3 protein-coding genes are annotated in these 6557 nt (G+C 73.5%); 2 read left to right on the top strand and 1 reads right to left on the bottom strand.

Annotation, left to right across the window (positions count from 1 at the left end; genetic code table 11):
- Positions 1-218: 218 nt before the first annotated feature.
- Positions 219-2861, top strand: coding sequence for a glucosidase (locus MN205_RS04950; RefSeq protein ID WP_255818038.1), 2643 nt, complete (start codon positions 219-221; stop codon positions 2859-2861).
- A gap of 122 nt (positions 2862-2983) precedes the next feature.
- Positions 2984-4552: a diguanylate cyclase gene (locus tag MN205_RS04945; protein WP_242124890.1), complete on the top strand. Its 1569-nt coding sequence runs from the start codon at positions 2984-2986 to the stop codon at positions 4550-4552.
- A 21-nt stretch (positions 4553-4573) separates the two neighbouring features.
- Here the strand turns inward: MN205_RS04945 and MN205_RS04940 are convergent, their stop codons facing one another.
- Positions 4574-6553 (bottom strand): M13 family metallopeptidase, encoded by a 1980-nt coding sequence (locus MN205_RS04940; protein ID WP_242124888.1) that lies wholly within the window; start codon positions 6551-6553, stop codon positions 4574-4576.
- Positions 6554-6557: the final 4 nt, after the last annotated feature.

The following is a 6557-nucleotide window of genomic DNA, read 5'->3' as shown; positions in this document are numbered from 1 at the left end:
CGGCCGCCTCGTCCCGGCGACATGAAGAACAGTACGCCGCCCCGACCCCAACCACCAAATCCGCGACCCGTCGACAGCGAAAGCGTTGCAGGGCAGGCGGTCTCGGCGCCGTGATCGCCGAGTCGGCACCGGCGAGCCCCTGTTGGCAGGATGGAGCGGTGGAAGAGCCCGCCCAGACACCGCCACCTCAGGGGCACCCGACCGCCGAGCACGGCCGGATGGCCGAGTCGCCGGGCCCCGACGGCCCCTGGCGCCTGTGGGGCCCCTACCTGTCCGGCCGGCAGTGGGGCACCGTCCGCGAGGACTACTCCGAGTCCGGGGACGCGTGGTCCGCCTTCCCCTTCGAGCACGCCCGCTCGCGCGCCTACCGGTGGGGAGAGGACGGCCTCGGCGGCATCTGCGACCGCTTCGGCTTCCTCAACCTCTCCATCGCCCTCTGGAACCGCAAGGACCCCTTCCTCAAGGAGCGCCTCTTCGGGCTCACCAACGGCGAGGGCAACCACGGCGAGGACGTCAAGGAGTACTGGTGGGCCGTCGACGGCACGCCGTCGCACAGCTGGATGCGCTGGCTCTACCGCTACCCGCAGGCCGAGTTCCCCTACGCGCAGCTGCGCGAGGAGAACGCCCGGCGCAGCCGCGAGGAGCGCGAGCACGAGCTCGGCGACACCGGCGTCCTCGACGGCAACCGCTTCTTCGACGTCGAGGTCACCTACGCCAAGGCCTCGCCCGACGACGTCTGCGCGGTGATCAGCGCCACCAACCACGGGCCCGACCCCGCCCCCCTGGACCTCGTGCCGCAGGTCTGGTTCCGCAACACCTGGTCCTGGGGCTGGGACAAGCGCCGGGGCGCCATGGAGCAGGTGCTGCCCCCCACCCTCACCGTGGGCGGCCTGGAGGCCGTGGAGTGCCAGCACGGGCACCTGGGCCGGTACTTCGTCACCGCCGAGGGTTCGCCCGAGGTGCTGTTCTGCGAGAACGAGACCAACGCCGTGGAGCTCTTCGGCGCCGAGCGCAACACCGCCGAGCACACCAAGGACGGCATCGACCGGCGCATCGTGCGCGGCGACGCCTCCGCGGTGAACCCCGCCCTGCAGGGCACCAAGGCGGCCTTCTGGTACCGCTTCGACGAGGTGCTGCCCGGGCAGACCGTCCAGGTCCGGCTGCGGCTGTCGCCGAACGAACCCGGCCGGCACACCTTCGGGGACGGCTTCGACGCCGTCCTGCGCGACCGGGCCGCCGAGAGCGACGCCTTCTACGACGCCGTCCTGCCCGAGGGGCTGACCGCCTCCGACCGGCACATCGCGCGGCGGGCCTACGCCGGGCTGCTGTGGACCAAGCAGCTGTACCGCTACGACGTGCGGCAGTGGCTCGACGGCGACCCGTGGACCGAGCCCGCCCCCGAGTCGCGCCGGGCCAAGGGCGGGCGCAACACCAGCTGGCGGCACCTCGCGCTCGCCGACGTGATCTCCATGCCGGACGAGTGGGAGTACCCCTGGTTCGCCGCCTGGGACCTCGCCTTCCACTGCATCCCGCTCGCGCACGTGGACCCCGAGTTCGCCAAGGAGCAGCTCGTCCTCATGTGCCGCGAGTGGTCCATGCACCCCAACGGGCAGCTGCCCGCGTACGAGTGGGCCTTCGGCGACGTCAACCCGCCCGTGCACGCCTGGGCCGCCTGGCACGTGTACCGCCTCGACGGGTACCGCGACCAGGGCTTCCTCGTGCGGGTGTTCACCAAGCTGCTGCTGAACTTCTCGTGGTGGGTCAACCGCAAGGACGCCGACGGCTCCAACCTCTTCGAGGGCGGCTTCCTCGGCATGGACAACATCGGCCTCTTCGACCGCTCCGCGCAGCTGCCCCCCGGGTACCGGCTCGAGCAGTCCGACGCGACCAGCTGGATGGCGTTCTACTGCCAGCAGATGTTCAAGATCGCCCTGGAGCTGTCGCGGCACGACCCCGCGTGGGAGGACGTCGCGACGAAGTTCCTGGAGCACTTCCTGTCCATCGCGCAGGCGATGATGTCCTTCGGCTCGCAGGAGGTGACGCTCTGGGACGAGGCCGACGGCTTCTTCTACGACGTCCTGCTGCACCCCGACGGCACCGCCGAGCCGATGCGGGTGCCGTCCATGGTGGGGCTCCTGCCCATCCTCGGGGCCACCGAGGTGCCGCCCTGGATCTCCGAGGAGTGCCCCGACCTCACCGCCCGGCTGCGGTGGCTGCAGCGGCGCCGACCCGAGCTGACCCTGCCGCTGCTGACGCGCTCCGGGCCCGACGGGAGGCAGATGCTGCTCTCCCTGCTCGACAAGCCGCGGCTGACGCGCATCCTCGATCGGATGTTCGACCCCGAGCAGTTCCTGTCCGACTACGGCGTCCGCTCGCTGTCCGCGTCCGTCACGGAGCACATCACCACCGAGGTCAGCGGGCAGCACTCCTCGATCGTGTACGAGCCCGGCGAGTCCCGCACCGCCCTGTTCGGCGGCAACTCCAACTGGCGCGGGCCCGTCTGGTTCCCCGTCAACGTGCTGCTGGCGGACAAGCTGCGCACCTACGGGCGCTTCTTCGGCGACGAGGTCACCGTCGAGCACCCGCGCGGCTCCGGGCGGCGCATCACGCTCGTGCAGGCCGCCGACCTCATCGACGACAGCCTCGTCTCCCTCTTCCGCCCCGTGGACGGCCGGCGACCGGCCGACGGCGAGCGCATCGAGGCCAGCGACGACCCGCTGTGGCAGGAGCACCCCACGTTCAACGAGTACTTCGACGGGGACACCGGCGAAGGGCTCGGCGCCACCCACCAGACCGGGTGGACCGCGCTGGTCGCGCACCTGCTGCACCCCCGCCTGCCCCCGGGGCCGCCGCAGCGCTGAGCGGCGCGACCGGACGACCACCACCCGTCCGGGTGGTCCACCCGGACGTGCCGGGCGCCGATGAGAAGCTCGAAGCGCGCTGGACCCAACCGGCGCGCGCAGCGGGAGGAGCGGACGGGACGGTGGGAGCGCTCACGCTCGTCGTCGCGCTGGCCTCCGTGGTCACCGCCGTCACAGCGGCGCTGACCTGGCAGCGGCGCGCGCGGACGAGCGCCGCCGTGCCGCTGACCGCGTCGCTGGTGTCGGTGAGCGTGTGGTCCACGGCCGTGGTGATGCTCAACACCGGCCAGCGGCCGGCCGTCCTCGACGCCCTCGTGCACGTGCAGTACCTCGGGATCACCGGCGCCGTCGCCGCCAACCGGCTGTTCGCGCACACCGTCACCGGTGGGCGCCTCACCGCCCGCAGGGTGCTGCTCCTGTGCGTCGAGCCGCTGCTCGTGCAGCTGGCGCTGCTGGCCGACCCGGCGACGCGGCTGTTCTACGCCAGCGTCGAGCACGTCGGCGACCCGCCCGTCCGGCAGACCACCCTCGGCCCGCTGTTCTGGGCGCACGCCCTCTACAGCTACGCGGTGGTCGCCACCGGCGTGGCGGTGCTCGCGCGCCGGCGCCGGTACGCCACCGGGCTGCTGCGGCGCCAGCTCGGCACCGTCCTGCTGGCCATGGCCCTGCCGGCCTCCGTCAACGTCGTCACCACCACGCTGCCGGCCGAGGTCCTGAACGTCGACACCACCCCCGCCGTGTTCGCCGTCACCGGTCTCCTCTTCGCGTTCTCGGTGCTGCGCCAGGACCTGCTGCACCTGCTGCCCGTGGCGCGCGGCCTCGTCGTCGACACGCTCGGCGACGCCGTCCTCGTCGTCGACGGGCAGGGGCGCGTCGTCGACCTCAACCCCGCGGCCACCGCCCTCCTGCAGCACCTCGGGCAGCCGCCCGCCGCCGTCGGGGAGGCGCTGGAGGCCGTCGCGGGCCGCGCCCTCGCCGACGCCGTGGGCGCCGGGGAGGGCGAGGACGTCGTCCAGCTCGGCGCGGTGGGCCTGGACGTGCGGGTGCGGCGCATCCACGACCCCCGCGGGCGCGTCCTCGGCCGCGTGGCCGTGCTGCGCGACGTCACCGCCCAGCGCGCGCAGCAGCGGGCGCTGGAGGAGGCCAACGCGCAGCTGCGCCGCCACGTGGAGACCATCGAGCGGCTGCGCGCCGACCTGGCCGAGGAAGCCGCCCGCGACCCCCTCACCGGGCTGCGCAACCGGCGCCGCTTCGTCGACGACCTCACCGAGCGGCTGCGCGCCGCAGCCGGCGGCGGGCACCCGGTCGCCCTCGTGCTGCTGGACGTGGACCACTTCAAGGCCGTCAACGACACCCACGGGCACGCCGTCGGTGACGCGGTGCTCGTCGCGGTGGCCGGGCTCCTGCGCGAGCACGCGCGCGCCGAGGACGTCGTGCGCTACGGCGGCGAGGAGTTCGTCGTGGTGCTGCCCGGCACCGACGCCGCCGGCGCGGCCGAACGGGCCGAGCAGCTGCGGACGGCCTGCGCCCTGCTGCGCGTGGACGGCGGCGCCGCGCGCGTCACCATCAGCGCGGGGATCGCCGCCTGCCCCGAGCACGGCACCACGCCGGACGACCTGCTGCTCGCCGCCGACCGCGCGCTGTACGCGGCCAAGGCCGGCGGGCGCGACCGGGTGGCGCTGGCCACCTGAGCGCGCCCGCCGGGCGGCACGTCACCAGATGCGGACGCGCTCCGCGGGGTCCATCCACAGCCCGTCGCCCGGCTGCACGCCGAACGCCTCGTGGAACTCCACGAGGTTGCGCACGACCGCGTTGCAGCGGAACTCCGGCGGCGAGTGCGGGTCGATCGCCAGGCGGCGCTCCACCTCGGCGGGGCGGACCTTGCCGCACCACACCCTCGCCCAGCCGAAGAAGAGGCGCTGGCTGCCGGTGAGGCCGTCCACGACGGGGGCCTCGCGGCCGCCCAGGGCGATCTCGTACGCCTTGTGGGCGATGGTCAGCCCGCCGAGGTCGCCGATGTTCTCGCCGACGGTCAGGGCGCCGTTGACGTGCTTGCCGGGGGTCTCCGGCGGCTCCAGGGCGTCGTACTGGGCGATGAGGGCGGCGGTGCGCTTGCCGAACTCCTCGCGGTCGGCGTCGGTCCACCAGTCGCGCAGGTTGCCGTCGCCGTCGTACTTCGAGCCCTGGTCGTCGAAGCCGTGGCCGATCTCGTGGCCGATGACCGCCCCGATGCCGCCGTAGTTCTCGGCGTCGTCGGCGTCCAGGGAGAAGAACGGCGGGCGCAGGATCGCCGCGGGGAAGACGATCTCGTTCATGCCCGGGTTGTAGTAGGCGTTGACCGTCTGCGGGGTCATGAACCACTCCGAGCGGTCCACGGGGCCGCCCAGCTTGGCCAGCTCCCGGTCCACCTCGAAGGCGAAGGCGCGGCGCACGTTGCCCAGCAGGTCGCCGCGCTCGATCGTCAGGGCCGAGTAGTCGCGCCACTCGTCGGGGTGGCCGATCTTGGGGGTGAACCTCGCCAGCTTCTCCAGCGCGCGGTCCTTCGTCTCGCGCGTCATCCAGTCCAGGGCCTCGATGTCCTGGCGGTAGGCCTCGACGAGGTTGGCGACGAGCTCCTCCATGCGGGCCTTCGCCTCCGGCGGGAAGTGCTCGGCGACGTACAGCTCGCCCAGCGCCTCGCCCAGGGCGCCCTCCACCAGGCCGACGCCGCGCTTCCAGCGCTCGCGCAGCTGCGGTGCGCCGGTCAGCGTCGTGCCGTAGAAGGCGAAGTTCTCCGCCACCAGCTCCTGGTGGAGGTACGGCGCGGCCTGGTGCAGGACCCGCCAGCCCAGCCACTCGCGCCACGTGGAGACCGGCGTGCCCGTGAGCACCCCGGCCATGCCCTCCAGGTAGCTGGGCTGGCGCACGACGACCTGCTCGAAGGCGGAGTCGGGCAGGCCGGCCGCGGCCGTCCAGGCGCCCAGGTCCACGCCCGGCAGCAGCGCCGCCAGACCGGCGCGGTCCAGCTTGTTGTAGGTGGCGTTCGCGTCGCGGTTGCGCACCCGGTCCCAGTGGTGGGCCGCGAGCGCCGTCTCCAGCTCCAGGACGCGGCGGGCGCTGCCGGCCGGGTCGGGGCGGCCCCCGATGGTCAGGACCCGCTCGACGTGCGCCACGTACGCCTCGCGCAGGTCGGCGTACTGCTCCTCGCGGTAGTACGACTCGTCGGGCAGGCCCAGGCCGGACTGGGTGACGTAGACGACGTACTCGTCGGACTTCGCGTTGTCGGTGTCCACCCAGTACGCGAAGGGGCCACCGACGCCGAGGCGCTCGAAGCGGCCCAGCAGCCGCACGAGGTCGTCGACGTCGGTGACGGCGTCGACCTGCTCCAGCTCACCGGCGACGGGGCTCACGCCGAGGGCCTCGACGCGGTCGGTGTCCGTGAAGGAGGCGTAGAGGTCGCCGATCTTCTGCTGCACGCTGCCGGGTGCGGCGGAGCCGTCCGCCGCGGCCGCGGCGGCGGCCTCCACGATGGTGCGGCACTCGGCCTCCGACTGGTCGCGCAGGCGCACGAAGGCGCCGTCGACCGCGCGGTCCTCGGGGATCTCGGCGGTCGCCAGCCAGCGGCCGTTGACGTGGCGGAAGAGGTCGTCCTGCGGGCGCACCGAGGAGTCGACGTCCTCGGCCGCCGGGCGCGGGTCGGTGATCGAGCTCATGGCC

Origin of the sequence: Kineococcus sp. TRM81007 (assembly GCF_022669155.1) — a bacterium.
In the GTDB taxonomy this organism is placed as follows: domain Bacteria; phylum Actinomycetota; class Actinomycetes; order Actinomycetales; family Kineococcaceae; genus Kineococcus.
The sequence above is the reverse complement of the archived record's forward strand: the minus strand, read 5'-3'. Positions and strand labels throughout refer to the sequence as shown.